Source organism: Nonomuraea angiospora, from assembly GCF_014873145.1.
GTDB classification, from domain to species: Bacteria; Actinomycetota; Actinomycetes; order Streptosporangiales; family Streptosporangiaceae; genus Nonomuraea; species Nonomuraea angiospora.
On the sequence record NZ_JADBEK010000001.1, the window covers coordinates 11,739,964 to 11,757,321 of the forward strand.

The 17,358-nt window shown below is 71.3% G+C and carries 20 protein-coding genes; 10 read left to right on the forward strand and 10 right to left on the reverse strand.

Annotated features, from left to right (window positions below):
* Positions 1–2: 2 nt before the first annotated feature.
* The 3 genes from H4W80_RS53850 to H4W80_RS53860 are packed head-to-tail and all read right to left on the reverse strand — an operon-like array spanning position 3 to position 3,075.
* Positions 3–920, reverse strand: coding sequence for a carbohydrate ABC transporter permease (locus H4W80_RS53850; protein ID WP_192792140.1), 918 nt, complete (start codon positions 918–920; stop codon positions 3–5).
* Entirely contained in the window at positions 917–1,789 is an 873-nt protein-coding gene (locus tag H4W80_RS53855) for a carbohydrate ABC transporter permease (protein ID WP_192792141.1), read from the reverse strand. The genes H4W80_RS53850 and H4W80_RS53855 overlap by 4 nt, the downstream gene beginning before the upstream one ends.
* Positions 1,789–3,075, reverse strand: coding sequence for an ABC transporter substrate-binding protein (locus tag H4W80_RS53860; RefSeq protein WP_192792142.1), 1,287 nt, complete (start codon positions 3,073–3,075; stop codon positions 1,789–1,791). The genes H4W80_RS53855 and H4W80_RS53860 overlap by 1 nt, the downstream gene beginning before the upstream one ends.
* A gap of 160 nt (positions 3,076–3,235) precedes the next feature.
* Between H4W80_RS53860 and H4W80_RS53865 the strand changes: the two genes are divergently transcribed.
* Positions 3,236–4,036, forward strand: coding sequence for a DeoR/GlpR family DNA-binding transcription regulator (locus tag H4W80_RS53865; RefSeq protein ID WP_192792143.1), 801 nt, complete (start codon positions 3,236–3,238; stop codon positions 4,034–4,036).
* 4 nt (positions 4,037–4,040) lie between these two features.
* On the opposite strand, the gene H4W80_RS53870 is transcribed toward H4W80_RS53865, so the two are convergent.
* Positions 4,041–5,789 (reverse strand): AMP-dependent synthetase/ligase, encoded by a 1,749-nt coding sequence (locus H4W80_RS53870; protein ID WP_192792144.1) that lies wholly within the window; start codon positions 5,787–5,789, stop codon positions 4,041–4,043.
* 103 nt (positions 5,790–5,892) lie between these two features.
* On the opposite strand from H4W80_RS53870, the gene H4W80_RS53875 reads away from it, so the two are divergent.
* From H4W80_RS53875 to H4W80_RS53905, 7 genes are all read left to right on the forward strand, one after another.
* Complete coding sequence (locus tag H4W80_RS53875) at positions 5,893–6,660, forward strand: metallophosphoesterase family protein (protein ID WP_192792145.1); 768 nt, start codon at positions 5,893–5,895, stop codon at positions 6,658–6,660.
* Positions 6,661–6,726: 66 nt separating this feature from the next.
* On the forward strand, positions 6,727–7,161 hold the full coding sequence (locus H4W80_RS53880; RefSeq protein ID WP_192792146.1) for an SRPBCC family protein: 435 nt from the start codon (positions 6,727–6,729) through the stop codon (positions 7,159–7,161).
* A gap of 1 nt (position 7,162) precedes the next feature.
* Positions 7,163–8,323, forward strand: coding sequence for an ArsA family ATPase (locus H4W80_RS53885; protein ID WP_192792147.1), 1,161 nt, complete (start codon positions 7,163–7,165; stop codon positions 8,321–8,323).
* Positions 8,324–8,365: 42 nt separating this feature from the next.
* Complete coding sequence (locus tag H4W80_RS53890; RefSeq protein WP_192792148.1) at positions 8,366–8,779, forward strand: DUF5304 family protein; 414 nt, start codon at positions 8,366–8,368, stop codon at positions 8,777–8,779.
* A 15-nt stretch (positions 8,780–8,794) separates the two neighbouring features.
* On the forward strand, positions 8,795–9,727 hold the full coding sequence (locus H4W80_RS53895) for an ROK family glucokinase (RefSeq protein WP_192792149.1): 933 nt from the start codon (positions 8,795–8,797) through the stop codon (positions 9,725–9,727).
* 62 nt (positions 9,728–9,789) lie between these two features.
* Complete coding sequence (locus H4W80_RS53900; RefSeq protein ID WP_318787653.1) at positions 9,790–10,419, forward strand: endonuclease/exonuclease/phosphatase family protein; 630 nt, start codon at positions 9,790–9,792, stop codon at positions 10,417–10,419.
* A gap of 37 nt (positions 10,420–10,456) precedes the next feature.
* Positions 10,457–11,602 (forward strand): hypothetical protein, encoded by a 1,146-nt coding sequence (locus tag H4W80_RS53905; RefSeq protein WP_225964187.1) that lies wholly within the window; start codon positions 10,457–10,459, stop codon positions 11,600–11,602.
* Positions 11,603–11,612: 10 nt separating this feature from the next.
* Here H4W80_RS53905 and H4W80_RS53910 read toward each other — a convergent pair whose 3' ends face one another.
* Both H4W80_RS53910 and H4W80_RS53915 read right to left on the reverse strand, forming a co-directional pair.
* Entirely contained in the window at positions 11,613–12,080 is a 468-nt protein-coding gene (locus H4W80_RS53910) for a hypothetical protein (RefSeq protein WP_192792150.1), read from the reverse strand.
* Positions 12,081–12,126: 46 nt separating this feature from the next.
* Positions 12,127–12,885, reverse strand: a complete 759-nt coding sequence (locus H4W80_RS53915; protein ID WP_192792151.1) for an alpha/beta hydrolase — start codon at positions 12,883–12,885, stop codon at positions 12,127–12,129.
* Positions 12,886–13,046: 161 nt separating this feature from the next.
* Here H4W80_RS53915 and H4W80_RS53920 point away from each other — a divergent pair, with 161 nt between their 5' ends.
* Positions 13,047–13,754: a lysophospholipid acyltransferase family protein gene (locus H4W80_RS53920; RefSeq protein WP_192792152.1), complete on the forward strand. Its 708-nt coding sequence runs from the start codon at positions 13,047–13,049 to the stop codon at positions 13,752–13,754.
* Positions 13,755–13,756: 2 nt separating this feature from the next.
* Here H4W80_RS53920 and H4W80_RS53925 read toward each other — a convergent pair whose 3' ends face one another.
* The gene (locus H4W80_RS53925; protein ID WP_192792153.1) at positions 13,757–14,218 is read right to left on the reverse strand and encodes a MarR family winged helix-turn-helix transcriptional regulator; all 462 of its coding nucleotides are present in this window, start codon (positions 14,216–14,218) and stop codon (positions 13,757–13,759) included.
* Between the two features lie 82 nt (positions 14,219–14,300).
* On the opposite strand from H4W80_RS53925, the gene H4W80_RS53930 reads away from it, so the two are divergent.
* Entirely contained in the window at positions 14,301–14,729 is a 429-nt protein-coding gene (locus H4W80_RS53930) for a DoxX family protein (RefSeq protein ID WP_192792154.1), read from the forward strand.
* A 48-nt stretch (positions 14,730–14,777) separates the two neighbouring features.
* On the opposite strand, the gene mmuM is transcribed toward H4W80_RS53930, so the two are convergent.
* From mmuM to H4W80_RS53945, 3 genes are all read right to left on the reverse strand, one after another.
* Positions 14,778–15,644 carry a homocysteine S-methyltransferase gene (gene mmuM / locus H4W80_RS53935; protein ID WP_192792155.1) on the reverse strand — a complete coding sequence of 289 codons (867 nt, stop codon included), beginning with the start codon at positions 15,642–15,644 and terminating at the stop codon, positions 14,778–14,780.
* Positions 15,645–15,683: 39 nt separating this feature from the next.
* Positions 15,684–16,523, reverse strand: coding sequence for a trehalose-phosphatase (gene otsB, locus H4W80_RS53940; protein WP_192792156.1), 840 nt, complete (start codon positions 16,521–16,523; stop codon positions 15,684–15,686).
* An 88-nt stretch (positions 16,524–16,611) separates the two neighbouring features.
* Positions 16,612–17,298, reverse strand: coding sequence for a Crp/Fnr family transcriptional regulator (locus H4W80_RS53945; RefSeq protein WP_192792157.1), 687 nt, complete (start codon positions 17,296–17,298; stop codon positions 16,612–16,614).
* Positions 17,299–17,358: the final 60 nt, after the last annotated feature.

Sequence of the window (17,358 nt, forward strand, 5' to 3'; positions counted from 1 at the left end):
CGCTAACCCTTCGTGGCCCCCAGCGTCAGGCCGGCGACGAACTGCTTGTGCAGGAGCTGGAAGACGATCAGCGTGGGCAGCGCCACCAGCACCGACCCGGCGGCCAGCAGGTTGTAGTCGGTGAAGAACTGGCCGCGCAGGTTGTTCAGCGCGGAGGTGACGGGCAGCTTGTCGCCCGACGACATCAGCACCAGAGCCCACAGGAAGTCGTTGTACATCCAGGTGAACTGCAGCGTGGACAGCGCCGCCAGCACCGGACGGCACAGCGGCAGCGTCAGCCGCCAGTAGCGCTTCCACACCGAGGCCCCGTCCACCAGCGCCGCCTCGGTGATCTCCTCGGGGATCGTGCGCATGAAGTTCGCCATGACGAACACGCAGAAGCCGAACTGGAACGCCACGTGGATGAGGATCAGTCCCAGGTAGGAGTCGTAGAGCGACTGCGAGTCCGACAGCCACGCGGGCAGCGGGACGAGGGTGTAGAGGGTGTAGAGCGGGGTGATGAGGACCTGCGGCGGCAGCAGGTTCCCGGCGGTGAACACGATCAGCAGCGCCTTGCGCCCGGGGATGCGCAGCCGCGCGATGGCGAAGGCCGTGAACGACGCCATGAACAACGTGATCAGCACGCCGGGCACGACGATGATCAACGTGTTGAGGTAGTAGCGGGGCAGCTCGGCCTGCGACCACGCCTGCCCGTAGTAGCCGAGCGTGAGGTGCTCGGGCAGCGAGAAGTAGCCCAGGCGGGCGGTCTCCTCGTACGGGCGCAGCGACGCGTAGACGGCCAGCGCGAGCGGCAGCAGCCACCCGAGGGCCACCAGCGTCAGGAAGGCGTGCAGCAGGATCCGCAGCGGCCGCACCGGACGCCGGGACGGCGCGCGCCGCTCCTGGGCCGGGGGAGCGGCGGCCGGGGCCGTGAGCGTCATCGTTCCTCCCTGAACATCTGCGACAGGTAGGTGACGATGAACCCCAGCGAGATCACCAGCAGGATCACCGCGATCGCCGAGCCGAACCCGATCCTGCTGGCCTCGCCCACGATGTTCTCGGTGACCAGCACGGACAGCAGCTCCAGCCCGTTCCTGCCCTTGTTGATGGCGTAGACGATGTCGAAGGCCCGCAGCGCCTCGATCACCGTGATGACCAGCACGATCACGTTGACCGGCCGCAACGTCGGGAACACCACGCGGAAGAACGCCTGCCGCTCGTCGGCCCCGTCGATGGCCGCCGCCTCCTTCAGCGCCGGATCGACCGCCTTCAGCCCGGCCAGGTAGATGACCATCACGTAGCCGACGTGCCGCCACCCGGCCGCGACCATGACGACCCAGATGTTGATCGAGCTGTCGCCCAGCCAGTCCACGGTCAGCCCGGTCACCGCGTTCAGCACGCCGTAGTCGGAGGAGTAGACGAGCTGCGCGATGAAGCCCACGACGGCCAGCGAGAGCACGACCGGCATGTAGAGCGCGCTCTGGTAGACGCGCGACAGCCGCAGCCGCCGGTCCAGCAGCACCGCGCAGAACAGCCCGAACGGCGTCGCGATCAGCCCGAGGAAGCCCAGCCACAGCAGGTTGTTGCGGACGGCCGACCAGAACGGCGGATATTCGGCCGCCAGGTCGTGGTAGTTCTGCCCGCCCACCCACTCGATCGGCCCGATGCCGTTCCAGCCGGTGGCGGAGAGCCCGACGGAGGCCAGCGTGGGCCCCCAGATGAGGCCCACGTTGACGACGATGGCCATCCCCAGCCCGATGACCAGGATGGTCACGTCGCGGGCGGAGTAGCGGCGGGTTTTGACGGCCATCAGCGGAAGATGTTGGCCTTCTGCTTCTCGATGCTCGCCAGCAGGGAGTCGATCTCGCCGGGTTTGCTCACGAACGACTGCAGCGACGGGATCATCACGGTGGAGGCGAAGTCCGGCCGCGTGTCGCGGTCGAGGAACTGCGCGATGTGGGTGGCCTTCGACACCAGCTCGGCGCCGCGCTTCTGCAGGGCGCTGTAGCCGGAGGTGTCGGCCTTGGAGCTGGCGGCCAGCGTGCCCGGGTCCAGCTTCGTGGCGATGTTCTGCGAGGAGGCCTGGGCGAGGTGCTTGAGCAGCGCCTTGGCGCCGTCCACGTTCCTGGCCTTGGCGGAGATCATGTAGCCGTCGATGGGCGCGTCGATCGAGTCGGTCCCGTACGCCGGGTTGATCTCGGGGAAGGTGAAGAAGTCGAGGTCCGCGCGGTCGGCCTCGGGGAACTGCTGGGCGACGAACATCCCCAGGAGGTACATCCCGGTCTTCTTCTGCGCCAGCGACTGCCCGGCCTCCTGCCAGGTGCGGCCGAGCGCGGCCGGCTGGTGGTACTCCATCAGCCCCCGCCAGGTGTCGAAGACCTGCTTGACCTTGGGGTCGGTCCACGACTCCTTGCCGGCCATGAGCGAGACGTGGAAGTCGTAGCCGTTGATCCGCATGTTGAGGATGTCGAACGTGCCCATCGCCGGCCAGCCGTCCTTGTCGGCGAACGCGATGGGGATGAGCCCGTCGGCCTTCATCTTCCCGGCCAGCGCGGTGAACTCGTCCAGCGTGGCCGGCGGCTGGTATCCCTTCTCCTGCCAGACGCTCTTGCGGTAGAAGACCGCCCAGGGATAGTACGTGGCCGGCACGAAGTACTGCTTGCCGTCGGTCCCGGTCGACTGGTCCTTGAACGCCTGCGTGTAGTCGCCGCCGATCTCCCGCCACACGTCCGAGACGTCGGTCGCCAGCCCCTGCGCGGCGAAGAACTGCATCCGGTAGCCGGCGAACCAGGTGAACACGTCCTCGGGCGTGCCGCGCAGGTAGCGGTTGATGTTCTCCTGGAACGTGTTGTGGTCCACCGTGTTGATCTTGACCGTGGCCTGCGTGAAGGCCTTGACCTGGGTCTCCAGGGACTTCTTCGGGATCTCATCCGAGGCGTTGGAGCCGATCGTGACCGTCCCCAGGTTGCCGGCGGACCTGCCGCCGGCGGGGGCCGGGGTGTCGTCGGAGCCGCAGCCGACGAGGGCGGCGGGCACGCCGAGCGCGGCTGCTCCGAGCAGGAGATTGCGGCGGGAGATCGGCAGACGTCGGTCCATGATGAGTTCCTCCTAGCCGGACCCTTCAAATCCCCCCGACTTCACTGAAAACTCAACATTTCCGACTGTCAACGCACATTTCTATGACCTTGCCCTGCGGCCGCGCCGTGTCATGATGCGATCGAACCGGTGTCGGAACCTGTTGGGATCTGGTGATGCGATGCTCGCCCAGCAGCGTCAGCAGGCGATTCTGGAGCTCGTCAGGCAGAACGGCGGCGTCCGCGTGGTCGAGCTGGTGCGCGCGTTCGGCGTCTCCGACCTCACCATCCGCCGGGACCTGGAAGTGCTGGCCGGGCGCGGCCTGCTGGCCAAGGTGCACGGCGGCGCCACCAGCGTCGGCTCCACGGACGAGCCGGGCTTCGCGGTCAAATCGGTGCGCCAGGAGGGGGAGAAGCGGGCCATCGCCCGCCGCGCCGCCGCCCTCGTACGGCCCGGCGCCACCGTGGCGCTCTCGGCCGGAACCACCACCTGGACCCTGGCCCGCCGCCTGGCCGCCGTCCCGGCCCTGACCGTCGTGACGAACTCGGTGCGCGTCGCCGAGGTCTTCCGCCACGCCGGCCGGGGCGATCAGACGGTCGTGCTCACCGGCGGCGTGCGCACCCCGTCGGACGCGCTGGTCGGCCCGGTCGCGGTGGCCGCGATCCGCCGGCTCAACGTGGACCTGCTCTTCCTCGGCGTGCACGGCATGACCGTCAGGGCCGGCTTCACCACCCCGAACCTGATGGAGGCGGAGACCGACCGCGCCCTCGTGGAGGCGGCTGGCCGGCTCGTCGTGCCCGCCGACCACACCAAGTGGGGCACGGTCGGCATCAGCACCATCGCGGAGCTGCGCGAGGCGGACGTGCTCGTCAGCGACTCAGGGCTGCCGCCGCCGGCCAGGGAGGAGCTGGCCGGGCACGTGGGCGAGCTCCTCATCGCCGAGGCGCCCGGCCCGGCCCCGCGTGGCCGCGACGGCCCCTGAGCCGTCAGCGCTTGCCGTCGTAGAGCTCGTCGATCTCCTTGGCGAAGTCGCGCATGACGAGGTTGCGCTTGACCTTGAGCGTGGGCGTCAGGTGCCCGCTGTCCTCGGTGATGTCCAGCTCCAGGATCGTGAACTTCTTGATCTGCTCGGGCTTCGACACCAGCAGGTTGGCCCGGTCCACGGCCTCCTGGACCTGCGCCAGCACCGCCGGGTCCGTGCGCAGCGCGGCGGGGGAGGCCCCGTCGGGCAGCGCCTCCGGGTCGAGGGTGATCAGGGCGGCCACGAAGGGCCGGCCGTCGCCGACGATCATGGCCTGGGAGATCAGCGGGTGGGCGCGCAGCGCGTCCTCGATCGGCCCGGGGGCGACGTTCTTGCCCGCCGCCGTCACCAGGATCTCCTTCTTGCGCCCCGTGATCCGCAGGTAGCCGTCGGCGTCCAGCTCGCCGATGTCGCCCGTGTGGAACCAGCCCTCGGCGTCGATCACCTCGGCGGTGGCCTCGTCGTTCCTCCAGTAGCCCGGGGAGACGTTGCGGCCCTTGGCCAGGATCTCCCCGTCGTCGGCGATGCGCAGGCTCACGCCGGGCAGGGGCTTGCCGACGGTGCCGATCTTGTTGCCGTACGGCATGTTGACCGTGCACGGCCCGGTGGTCTCCGTCAGGCCGTAGCCCTCGAAGACCTCGATGCCGACGCCCCTGAAGAAGTGGCCGAGCCGCTCGCCCAGCGCGCCGCCGCCGGAGACGGCGGCCGACAGGCGGCCGCCCGTGGCCGCGCGGAGCTTGGTGTACACCAGCCGGTCGAACAGCAGATGCTTCAGCCGCAGGCCGAGGGGCACGCCGGCGGCGGAGGCGCGGCTCGAGGCCGTCGCCACGTCCACGGCGCTGGCGAAGATCTTGCCCTTGCCGCCGGAGATGGCCTTCTGCTCGGCGCCGTTGTAGACCTTCTCGAACACGCGGGGCACGCCCAGCAGGAACGTGGGCTTGAAGTCCTGCAGGTCGGGGGCCACGTTCTTCATGTTGGGCGTGTGCGCGATGACCGCGCCCGCCTCGATCAGCACCACCTGGATGATCCGGGCGAGGATGTGCGCCAGCGGCAGGAACAGCAGGGCCGCCGGGTCCTTGGTGGCGAACAGCGGCTCCAGCGGGCCGCGCAGCACGTTGAGGGCGGTGAAGAGCAGGTTGTCGTGGGTGATGCGGCAGCCCTTGGGGCGTCCGGTGGTGCCCGAGGTGTAGACGACGGTGGCGAGGTCGGCGATGCCCACCCGCTCGCGCCGCCGATCCACGTCGGCGTCGGAGACGTCACCCGGCTCCAGGGCGCCGTCGATCCGCCAGACCGCCTTCAGCTCGGGCGCGGCCTCCCTGACGGTCTCCTCGTGCTCGTCCAGCTCGACGAACACCGCCTTCGCCTCGCTGTCGGTCAGGATCCACCTGACCTGCTCGACCGAGGAGGTCTCGTAGATCGGCACGGTGACCGCCCCGATCGTCCAGATGGCGTAGTCGACCAGCGTCCACTCGTAGCGGGTGCGCGACATCAGCGCGACCCGGTCGCCGTGCGAGATCCCCGCCGCGATCAGCCCCTTGGCCACCTCGACCACCTGATCGCGGAACTCGGAGGCGGTGACCACGGGCCAGCCGGAGTCCGCCTTACGGCGCATGATCACGGCGCCCGGCTCCTGCTCGGCCCGCTTGAACACGGTGTCGGACAGGCCGGCGGAAGCAGGCACATCGACCAGGACGGGAACGCTGTACTCGCGCAACGGATCAACTCCTCTTCGGGGACCGCCTGGACGTTACCGCGTCAAGTTACGGGCGGGTAGTGTCACAGCTCACGCTAGCAGTCGGCCTCAGTAGGATTTGCCCATGAGGGTCCATGTCGTCAGCGATGTCCATGGCAGGGCCGACGCGCTGGCCAGGGCCGGCGACGGGGCGGACGCGCTGGTCTGCCTGGGCGACCTGATCCTTTTCGTCGACTACGACGACCACGCGCAGGGCATCTTCCCCGACCTGTTCGGCGCCGAGCGGGCCGCCGAGCTCATCGCGCTGCGCACGGCCAAGCGGTTCGACGAGGCCAGGGCCATGTCCGCGCGCCTGTGGGCGACGCTCGACGGCGACCCGCGCGAGCACATCGAACGCCGCGTGCGCTCCCAGTACGAGACCCTCTTCGCCGCCATGCCCACCCCGGCCTTCCTCACCTACGGCAACGTCGACCTGCCGCGGCTGTGGGGCGACTACCTCAGGCCCGGCATCCAGGTGCTCGACGGGCAGGTGGCGGAGATCGGCGGCCTGCGGTTCGGGTTCGTGGGCGGCGGGCTGCGGACCCCCTACCGCACGCCGTACGAGATCAGCGACGAGGAGTACGCGGCCAAGGTCGAGGCGGTCGGGGAGGTGGACGTGCTGTGCTGCCACATCCCGCCGGCCGTGCCCGAGCTCCTCTACGACGTGGTGGCCAGGCGGTTCGAGCGCGGCAGCGAGGCCACGCTGGCGGCCATCGAGCGGACCCAGCCGCGCTACGCGCTCTTCGGCCACGTGCACAACCCGCTCTACGCGCGCACCCGCATCGGGCGCACCGAATGCGTGAACGTGGGCCACTTCCGCGGAAGGGGCGAGCCGTTCGTCCTCGAATGGTGACCCGGCCTGCGGTGGCGGCGCCGGGCGATCCACCGCAACGAGCGGATTCTGCATTACGGTGGTCGCATGGCTGATCGCACCACTTCGAGCACCACCATCAGCGCCGGCCGGCCCGAGGTCATGGCGGTCATCGCCGACTTCCCCTCGTACCCCGACTGGGCCGGGCAGGTCAAGAGCGCCGAGGTCCTCACCACCGACGGGCAGGGCATGCCGGAGACGGTGCGCTTCGTCCTCGACGCCGGGATGATCAGTGACACCTACACCCTCGGCTACAGCTGGCAGGACGACCACGTGAGCTGGCAGGTGGTCGAGCCGGGCAAGATGGTCTCCGAGCTGCAGGGGAGTTACCGGCTCGCCGACACGGGCAGGGGCACGGACGTGACGTACGAGCTCACGGTCGATCTGAGCGTGCCCATGATCGGCATGATCAAGCGCAAGGCCGAGAAGGTGATCGTGGACACCGCGCTCAAGGGCCTCAAGAAGCGCGTCGAAGGCAGCTGAGTTGAGCCCGAGGGTCCTGCTCTTCACCGGGAAGGGCGGCGTCGGCAAGACCACGGCCGCCGCCGCCACCGCCACGCTCGCCGCCAGGCGCGGGCTCAAGACGCTCATCGTCTCGACCGACACCGCCCACTCGCTGGCCGACGCGCTCGATGTCGAGCCCGGCGAGATCGCGCCGGGCCTGCACCTGCACCAGGTGGACACGCAGAGGTCGCTGGAGCGCCACTGGGGCGAGCTGCAGCAGTACGCCAGGGGCGTGCTGAGCGAGCTGGGCCTCGACGAGATCACCTCCGAGGAGATCACCGTGCTGCCCGGCGCCGAGGAGGTCATCGCCCTCCTGGAGCTGCGCGAGCACGCCCGCGAGGGCCGCTGGGACGTGATCGTCGTCGACTGCGCGCCCACCGCCGAGACGCTGCGGCTGCTGGCCCTGCCCGAGGCGCTCGACTGGCACGTCAGCAAGCTCATGCCCGTCGGGCGCAGGCTCGTCAGGCTCGTCTCGCCGTTCATGCGCAGCGTCGCCCACGTCAGCGCGCCCGGCGAGGAGGTCATGAGCGCGGGCGAGCGCCTGCACCGCGGCCTCATGGAGGTGCGCGAGCTGCTCACCGGCGACCACGCCTCCGTGCGGCTCGTGCTCACGCCCGAGTCCGTGGTGCTCGCCGAGGCCAGGCGCACCCTCACCTCGCTCAACCTGTACGGCTACCGCGTCGACGCCGTCATCGCCAACCGCGTCTTCCCCTCCGGCGGCGCCGACGAGTGGCGCGAGGGGTGGGCGGCGGCGCAGTCCAGGCTGCTGGCCGAGGCGGAGCAGTCGTTCGCGCCGCTGCCCATCCACGTCATCCCCTACCTGCCCGCCGAGCCCGTCGGCATCGACGCGCTGGCCGAGGTGGGCGAGGCGATGTACGGCGAGTCCGACCCGTTCGCCGCCCACGCCGTCGAGCCGCCGCTGCGGATGGACGCCGACGAGCTGGTCCTCGCCCTGCCCGGCGCCGACCGCGGCGACGTCGACCTGGCCCGCAAGGGCGACGAGCTGATCGTCACGGCCGGGCCCTACCGCAGGATCCTGGCGCTGCCCGCGGCCCTGGCCCGCAGGAAGATCACCGGGGCCGCGCTCCGCGACGGCGTGCTGCGGGTAGGTTTCAGCCCGGGGAGCGAATCCGCGTCCTGAGGAGTTGAGGAGGATGAGCGACCCATACGCAGGGAGGGCGAGATGACCGAGAGCAACACCGGCAACGACAGAGACCCGATCGGGACCGTCGCGGACGAGGCACGCAAGCTGTTCGAGTCGATCCAGGGGCGGGCCACCCGCCAGGTCGGCAGGAGCGTGTTCAACTCGTTCACCGGCGCGGGCCCCCGCAGGGAGCGCGACGTGTGGGAAGAGGCGGTGTCCGAGTCCCACGACGAGTACATCTGCCGGGCCTGCCCGTGGTGCAGGGCCATCGCGGCGCAGCGCGAGTCGGGCGCCGACGTGACGGGGCACCTGATGGCCGCGGGCGGGGAGCTGTTCGCCGCGTTCCGCGGCGCGCTGGACTCGCTGAGCAGGCCCGCTCCCCGCGGGCCGCGCGAGGACACGCAGGAGCGCCGCGACCGCGGCGACAGTGTGGAACACATAGATCTGGGATAGGGAGAAAAAGGGGCAATGCTCACGATCGGTGTCGATATCGGCGGGACCAAGGTGGCCGCCGGTGTGGTCGACGACCAGGGCGTGATCGTCGAACACACACTCAGGCCCACCGCCGCCGACCGCCCCGACGTGGTGGCCGAGACGGTGGCCGATGTCGTTCGCGAGCTGAGCGCGGGCAGGCAGATCGAGGCCGTCGGGGTCGGCGCGGCGGGATTCGTCGACGAGACCCGCTCGATGGTGCGCTTCGCCCCCAACCTCGCCTGGCGCGAGGAGCCGCTGCAGAAGAAGATCAGCGGCCTCGTCGGCCTGCCGGTCGTGATCGAGAACGACGCCAACGCCATGGCGTGGGGCGAGAGCAGGTTCGGCGCCGGGCGGGGCCAGTCTTTCGTGGTCTGCATCACGCTCGGCACCGGCATCGGCGGCGGCCTGGTGGTCGACGGCGCCCTCTACCGCGGCCGCTGGGGCATGGGCGCCGAGTTCGGCCACATGCAGGTGCTCCCCGGCGGGCGCCAGTGCGGCTGCGGCAACGTCGGCTGCTGGGAGCAGTACGCCAGCGGCCAGGCCCTCGTCAAGGACACCAGGGAGATCGCCGAGGCCCACCCGGAGCAGGCGAAGATCCTCCTCGGCCTGGCCGGCGGCAAGATCGAGGGCGAGGAGATCACCGAGGCGGCCCGGCTGGGCGACGAGGCGTCGCTGGCCGCGTTCGCCAGCCTGGCCGACTGGCTGGGCCAGGGCATGGCAGACCTGGCCTCCGTCCTCGACCCCGGCTGCTTCATCGTGGGCGGCGGTGTCTCGCGGGCCGCCGACCTGTTCATCGACCGGGCCCGCCAGGCCTTCGCCGACAAGCTCACCGGCCGCGGGCACCGGCCGCTCGCCGAGATCCGGCTGGCCGAGCTGGGCGCCTCGGCGGGGGTGGTGGGCGCGGCCGACCTGGCCAGGCTGCGCTGACGATCCGGGTCGGCACGTACAACGTACGCGGGCTGCGCGACAGCGTGCCCGCGTTGACCAGGGTGATCACCGCCATGCGCGCCGACGTGCTGTGCGTGCAGGAGGCGCCCAGGCTCGTCCGCTGGCGGGCCCGGCGCGGGGCCCTGGCCGCCGCGGCGGGTCTGCGCGTGGCCACCCCCGGCCGGATCGGCGGCGTGGCCGTGCTCGCCGGCCCGCGCGCCGCCGTGCTGCACGCCGAGAGCCACGCCCTGCGGTCGTTCCTCGGGCTGGAGCGGCGCGCCCTCGCGCTCGCCGTGGTGGAGATCGAGGGGGCCCGCCTGGCCGTCGGCTCGCTCCATCTCGACCTCAACGGCCCGGCCAGGGTCCACCACGCCGCCGAGGCCGTGGCGCTGATGGAGCGCGCGGCCACCCGGTTCGGCGCGACGATCGTGCTCGGCGGCGACATCAACGAGCAGGCGCACCAGCCCGCCTGGCGCTACCTCGCCGGACGGCTGGCCGACTGCCACGCCGTGGCGCCCAAGGGCGATGGCCTGACGTTCACCGCGGCCCGGCCCTCCGTGCGCATCGACGGCGTGTTCGCGGCGCGCGAGGCGCGTGTCGTGTCGTGCGGGGGAGTGGACGCCCCGATCGCCGATCTGGCCGGGGCCAGTGACCATCTGCCTGTTGTCGCAGAGTTGCGAGTTGGGCACTAACGGGCAAGACCGGCCCCCCAGCCCGTAGCATTTGCTCATGACCCGTCGCTATCAGCGGCGTGCGCTCTCCTTGATCTTGGCGACGTCCGTGGCCTTGACGCAGGTCACGCCCGCCGCGCATGCCGAACCCCGCCGCCCCGCCACCATGGAGGCGTGGCAGCAGTCGACAAGCGCGCGCCTGCAGGCCGACGGTTCACTGTCCGACGTGCTGGCCGTCTCCTCCAACGAGGTGTGGGCGGTCGGCCAGCAGGAGATCTGGGACGTCTGGAAGAACCGCGGCACCATCCGCCACTGGAACGGCAGCGGCTGGTCCGAGGTCTCCCTCCGCGACGCCACCGCCGCGGGCAACCTGCGCGGGCTGGCCGTCGCCGGGCCGTCCGACGTGTGGGCGGTCGGCGACGGGCACGACGGGCTCCCGTACCTGGCCCACGGCGACGTCAGCGGGTTCGACCGGATCAGGCCGCAGAGCATCCCCAGCGGCGACGAGCGCCCCACCTCTCTCCTGCGGGCGGGAGACTGGCTGGGCGGCGTGGACGCCAAGCCGGGGCGGGTCGTGGCGGTCGGCAGCCGCGACCAGCAGGGCCTCATCCTCACCGGCCAGGGCAACTCCTGGACCGTGCAGCAGACCAAGGAGAAGGGCGCCCTCTACTCGGTGGCCGGCGGCTTCGCCGTCGGCGACACCGGCACCGAGCCGCTGATCGTCCACTACTCGGGCGGCGCGTGGAAGTCCATGCCGGTGCCCTCGATCCCCGGCGGCTACCTGCGTGACGTGCAGGTCGACAACGCCAAGCGGGCGGTGGCCGTCGGCGGCGTCTACCGCGGGCCCGGCGAGGTCTCGCCGCTCGTGCTCACCTGGAACGGCAAGCGCTGGAGCGAGCAGCCGACGCCGGTCGCCGACGCCCGCCTCTACGGCGTGACCGGCGACGGCAAGGGCCGCTACTGGATCACCGGCTACGACCCGGCGCGGGCCGCCGAGCCGTTCATGCTGCGCTGCGAGAAGGGCGAGTGCGCGACCATCCGCGGCGAGGCCATGCGGGGCCGCAGCAGCGTGCGCCTCCAGGCGGTGGCCTACCTGCCCGGCAAGGGCACGGTGTGGGCGGTCGGGCACGCGGTCGGCACGGGCGACCGCTACACCGACGTGGTCGAGTCGTTCGCGCCCAAGACCACCACCGCGAAGTCCTAGCGGCGGGCCCCTACAGCACGGCGCCGTCGTCCCAGCCGGAGTCGTTGGGCGGGCCGTCGCCCATGCGCACCACCAGCGCCACGAACCCGCCGATGAACGCCGCCACGGCCGTGAACAGCGCCCAGCCCTCCATGTGCCAGCTCGCCATCGCGGCCACCAGGAGATAGGCGGGGCCGCCGAACAGCGCCACCCACGCCAGCTTGGTGGGCAGGTCGAGCTTGGGCAGCGGAGGCGGCGGGGGCGGCTCGAAGTGCCCCTCGTCCTCCCCCTCGTCGTCCGCGGCGTCCTTGTACGGGTCCTTGTAGGAGTCCTCGTCGGGCTCGGGCTCCTCCGAGGGTTTGACCACTCGGCGGGTGGGCTCGGCGGGGACGTTCTCGCTGTCCGGCCATGGCTGGTCGGCCGAGTCGCGCTCGGCGGTGTCGTTGAAGGACGCGACGATCTGCCGCCAGACCTCGTCCTCGTCACTCTGGGGCGTCACCTAGATGGACCTCTCCACAGCGATCGCGACTTCCCCCTGGGTGCGATCAGTCCCTCTGCAAGGGTACCGAGGCATGTGTCCGGATGAAGTCGAGGCTCCCGGCAAAGATCCTGTCGGCATCGTTGTCAAGCGTCGCAACATGGTAGCTATCGCTTAGCTCCTCGATCGTGGCCTGTGGGACCCTCGCGCGGATGATCGCCACACTCGTCGGCTTGACCACATGGTCCTCCGTGCTGTGGAAGACCAGCAGTGGTTGCGTCACTTTAGCCAGGTCGGCCTGCACCAGCGACCACAGCGAGGGCAGCGACGCGGCCGCCTTCACCGGGGTGCGGGCATAGCCCAGCTCGGTCACGCCGGGTTTCTTGACGTCGTTGGCGACGCCGGGCACCGACGGCACGAACCACTTGAGCAGCGGAGCGAGCTTGAGCAGCGGCACGTCGTTCGCGATCGACGGGTTGACCGCGATCACGCCGGCGATCGCCGGGCCGTGCACCTCGGCGAGTCGCAGCGCCAGGCAGCCGCCCAGCGACAGCCCCGCCACGAACACGTCCGAGCAGCGCCCCTGGAGGTTCGCGAACGCCTTCTCCACCTCGGCGTACCAGTCCTCCCAGCGCGTCCTGTTCATCTCCTGCCACGTGGTGCCGTGTCCGGGCTGGCGGGGCAGCGAGACGCTCACCCCGTGCGCGGCCAGGAACTCCCCCCAGGGCCGCAGCGACTGCGGCGTGCCGGTGAACCCGTGGCAGAGCAGCACCCCGATCTGGCCCGCTCGATGGTGGTACGGCTCCGCGCCTGGCATGAGCGGCATAACAGCTCCTCCATGCAGTTTCATTCCGGCAGATTCCTCCGGGAACGGCCCGATCGTCGCACGTTCCGGGGTGTTTGTGCGAGAGCTGGTGTAGGAGCATCGTGTTCAAGGTGGGAAGATGACTCTGCTCACACGTAACGCGCTGGAGAAGAGGTGCCGGGGTGTTCTACTGGGTGGTCAAGGCCATCTTGGGTCCGTTCCTCCTCGCAGTCTTCCGGCCGTGGACGGAGGGCGCCGACAATGTGCCCAAGCAGGGGCCCGCGATCCTGGCCGGCAACCACCTGTCCTTCGCCGACCACTTCTTCGGCCCGCTGCAGATCCGCCGCAAGGTCATCTCGCTCGGCAAGGCCGACTACTTCACCGGGCGCGGCATCAAGGGCTTCTTCACCCGGCTGTTCTTCAGCGGCGTCGGCACCGTGCCGATCGACCGCTCCGGCGGCAAGGCGAGCGAGGCGGCGCTGCGCACCGGCCTGCGCATCCTGCGTGAGGGCCACATCCTCGGCATCTACCCCGAGGGCACCCGCTCGCCCGACGGCCGCCTCTACAAGGGCAAGACCGGCGTGGCCAGGCTCGCCCTGGAGTCACGGGCGCCGGTGATCCCGTGGGCCGTGATCAACACCTACGAGATGATGCCGCCGGGGCGGCCGCTGCCCAAGCTCGGGATCCGGCCGGGCGTCAAGTTCGGCAAGCCGCTCGACTTCTCCCGCTACTACGGGATGGAGGACGACCGGCTGGTGCTGCGCGCCGTGACCGACGAGATCATGTACGCCCTGATGGAGCTGTCCGGGCAGGAATACGTCGACAAGTACGCCGCGAGCGCCAAGGTGGAGCTGGAGCGCGCCGCGCGCGCCGCCGCCGCCAAGGGATGAGCTCACCCGGAGGCGCGTAAGACCGCCTCGGTCTTCCGCATGGCCGAGGTCATCGTGCGCAGCTCCTCGCGGCTGACCCGGTCGATCAGGTACGCGCGCACGACCTCCAGGTGACCCGGCGCCACCCGTTCCAGGCAGCGCACGCCCGCGTCGGTGAGCACCGCCAGCACCCCGCGCTCGTCGCCGGGGCAGGTGGCGCGCTCCACCAGGCCCGCCTTCTCGAGCTGGGTGATCTGGTACGTCAGCGCGCTCTTCGACACCACGACGCCCTTGGCCAGCTCGGTCATGCGCATCTGATGGCCCGGCGTCTCCGACAGCAGCGTCAGGATTTCGAACTGCGGATGGGTCAGCCCGGCCGCGGCCTTGAGCTGCTCCTCGATCCGCCGTTCGAGCAGGTGGGCGGTGGACAGGAAGGCGCGCCACGCCGCCATCTCCGTCGCGTCAAGCCATCGGGGGTGCGTCACCGGTTCAGTCTACTGTCGTTCAGATTTGAACAATCGATGCTAGGGTTGTCGTTCAAATCTGAACCACTCCCAAGGAGATCGCATGATCGGCCAGGCGCGCCCCGTCGTCCTTCTGCTCGCGAGGATCGCCATCGGCGTGATCTTCCTCGTCCACGGCTACCAGAAGTTCGCGACCATGGGGATCGCGGGCACGACCAAGTTCTTCGAGTCCGCGGGCATCCCGCTGGCCTCCGTGGCCGCTCCCGCCGTCGCCGTGCTGGAGGTGGCCGGCGGGCTCGCGCTGATCCTGGGCGCCGCGCTGCCGATCGCCGGCACGCTGCTGGCCCTCGACATGGTGGGCGCCATCGTGTTCGTGCACGGCGCGAGCGGGTTCAGCGCCGGCGAGGGCGGCTACGAGTTCGTCCTGGCGCTGGCCGCGGCCAGCCTGGCCGTCGGCTTCACCGGTGGGGGCGCGCTGGCCCTGGACAACGTCCTGGCCCGCCGCCGCAGCCCCGAGTCGGCGCTCGCCTGACGGCTTCTCGCACGGGACCCCGCGACCACGCGGGGTCCCGCCGCGTTTTCAGGACAGGTGGGCGCGGATCTGCGCGATGTGCTCAGGCGTCGTACGGCAGCACCCGCCGATCAGCGACGCGCCCGCCAGCTGCCACTCCTTGGCCGCCTGCCCGAACTCCACCGGGTCGGCCAGCCCCAGCCACCTGCGGTGCCCGGCGTCCCACGTCTCGCCCGAGTTGGGGTAGACCACCACGGGCAGCCCGCCCGCCAGGCACGAGATCAGCCCGGGGATGTGACGCGGCGCGGTGCAGTTGGCCCCGACGGCCACCACCTGCGGGTTTCCGCCGAACAGCGCGGCCGCCTCGGTGATCGGCGTGCCGTCGTTGAGCCGCTCGCCGTCGCGGCACGAGAAGCTCACCCACGCCTTCACCTCGGGCGTGCGGGCCAGCAGCCTGGCCAGCACCCGGGCCTCGGGATAGGACGGGATCGTCTCGCAGGCCAGCAGGTCGGCCCCGGCCGAGGCGAGGATCTCCCAGCGCGGCAGGTGCCAGTCGAACAGGCCGTCCTCGTCGAGGTCGTAGTCGCCGGTGTATTCGGCGCCGTTGGCCAGGAAGGCGCCGTACGGGCCGACCGAGGCCGCCACCAGCCCGCCCCCGGCCTCGTCGCGTGCCTGCGCGGCCAGCTCCACCGACAGCCTGATCAGCCGCTCGGCCGCCGCCACGTCCAGGCCGCGCCGGACGAATCCGGCGATCGTCGCCTGGTAGCTGGCGGTCGTGGCCACGTCGGCGCCCGCCGCGAAGTAGTCGGCGTGGGCGCGCCGGACCAGCTCTGGCCGCTCCAGCAGCAGCCGCGCCGACCAGAGCTCGTCGCCGAGGTCGGCGCCGAGCCGTTCGAGCTGGGTGGACAGGCCGCCGTCCAGGACAAGTGCAGTCACTCCACCAGGGTACGAGCACGTGGGCGGGCCCGCGGCCCCCTACCGGTGGCGTGAGCCCGCGCCCACGACCGGAGGCCGGCCGGGGAAGGCGCTGATCACGTGGTCGAGCAGGGCCGGCGTGTCCTCGGGGGAGTCCACCGTGAAGTCCGCCACGCGGGCCAGCTCGTCGCCCGTCTCGGCGTTGGCCACCGCGACCCGGATGCCCATGAAGGCCGGGTCGCGCTCCTCCCTGCCGCGCAGCGCCTCGAAGGCCCGGCCGTCGGAGAGGTCGTCGCCGAAGTACCAGGCGCGGGTCAGCGTCTCGATCTCGCGGGCGACGACCGTGCCCTTGTCGCGCTCGACGGGCGGCCTGAGCTCGACGACCATGCGCCCGTACTGCTCCCGCAGCCCCAGCTCGGCCGCCTTGCGGGACGACCACCGCTCGACCGCGCCGCGCAGCGCCGGGGCCGAGCGGTAGTGCAGCGCCACGATCAGCGCCTTGTCCTCGATCAGGATCTCCCGCGGCAGGTCGCGGGCGGCCTCCTCGGCCACCCGCCGCATGACCGGGGTCCACGGCTCGGCCTCGGCGGCCGTGCGCACCCGGCCGTTCTCGACGGTCTGCATGCCGTACAGGCCGAACAGGCGCAGCTGGGGAGCGCCCGAGAAGCGGTCGCACAGGTACGCGGCGGGGCGGGCGGACACGATCGCGACCTTGCTCACGAGCCTGGCCAGCACCTGCAGCCGTGCCACCGCGCCGGCCACGGGGAACACCGCGCCGGGGTCGCGCATGATCGGCGCGATGGTGCCGTCGTAGTCGAAGAAGAAGCCGGATCCGGCGCTCTCCGAGACGGTGGCGGACACTGCTTCGGCGAAGCGGAGCGGGGCGCGAGAGGTCGCCATGCTCAGTGACGATAGAACAGCGCGACCGGGTCGGACAGACGCCTTCCCGTGAATTTCCCGGCCCTTGCCCGCCACCCTCCGTTCATGATCAGGACGCCGGGTCCGGGTCCGGGAGGGCCGCCAGGCGGGCGAGGGCGCGCGGGTCCAGCACGACCACCTCGCCGGCCCGGATCTCGATCATCCCCCGCCGCTCGAACCCGCGCAGTGCCCGGTTGACGCTCACCCTGGTCGCGCCGATCTCGGCCCCCAGGCCCGCCTGGCCCGCGTGGAGCGGCACCCGGCCCTGGCGCCGGCCCGTGGCGCAGCGCCGTACCAGCCAGGTGGCCACGCGGGAGGGCACGTCGCGCACCGCCGCGTCGGTGAGCCGCTCGTCGAGGTCCCGTACGGTGGCGGCCAGCGTGCGCAGCAGCCGCGCCGCGACGGACGGTTCGGCGGCGAGGAGCTCCAGCACCGCCGAGCGCGGCAGGTAGGCCACCTCCACCGCCGTCATGGCCGTCCGGGTCGCGCGGTGCGGGCCGTCCACGAGGAGCGCCGTCTTGTCGAACGCGACGGGCGCCTCCTCCACGGCGAGCACCACCTCCTTGCCCTCGGCGCTCACCCGCCCGGCCCTGACCCGCCCGTCGAGCAGCACGATCAGCTGCTCCGCCGGGTCGCCCTCGGTGCACAGCACCTGCCCGGCCGGGTAGCGCCGCCGCCGCGACAGCGCCGCGAGCCCGCCCAGCCGCCCGTCGTCGAGCCCGCCGAACATCGGCAAATCGGCCAGCGTGTACGTCATGTATCCCGATATACACCAGCCCGGTGCCCGGCGATGCTGAGCGCCGGCACCGGGGACCCC